The organism is Campylobacter sp. TTU-622 (assembly GCF_016598965.1).
GTDB lineage: Bacteria > Campylobacterota > Campylobacteria > Campylobacterales > Campylobacteraceae > Campylobacter_D.
In genome coordinates, this window is the sequence record NZ_JAENKR010000207.1 from 1 (window position 1) to 585 (window position 585).

The window sequence follows — 585 nt, forward strand, 5'->3', positions numbered from 1 at the left end:
AGTTTTTAACTATATCTTTTAAAGCGTTGATATGATCAATTGCTGCCATAATGCCATAGTTTTGATATTCATTATTTGGTGGGATAAAGGTTGAAGTAAAGATGGCTTTATAATTGTTATCAAGTTTGTTTTGATTTTTTAGTTCTTTAATATGTTCTACTAAATTATTAGCATATAAAGGAGCATTTTGGGTATCAATATTTTTAACAAATAAACCAAAATTCTCTAAATTTTGTTTTAATCTTTCAACGTCTTTAGGTAGAAAAACTTTAATCGCACTATATTTTTCATCTAAACTTTTTCTCATGCAAAAACAATGATAAAAAACATTAACTACAGCTATATCAAAATTTTTAGCTAAATATTCTCTATCAAAATCTAAAAAAGATATATTAGTATTAGAGCCTAAGCCACCTATGATAAAAACTATAGCTTTTATATCTTTACTATCATCAAAAGTAAGTCTATATTCAAGCTTACTTTCTCTTTTTATATTAAGTTCAACATCATCACAAGAATTAATTTTATAGGATTTGTTAATTAACATAGTAAATCTTTTTAGTTTTTTAGTATTATAATAAAAAT

1 protein-coding gene is annotated in these 585 nt (G+C 23.2%); it reads right to left on the reverse strand.

Features of this window, described 5'->3' with window-relative positions:
- A partial coding sequence (locus JG677_RS08505) for a DUF2920 family protein (RefSeq protein WP_200286214.1) occupies positions 1 to 547 on the reverse strand: 547 nt, incomplete at its 3' end.
- Positions 548 to 585 lie beyond the last annotated feature (38 nt).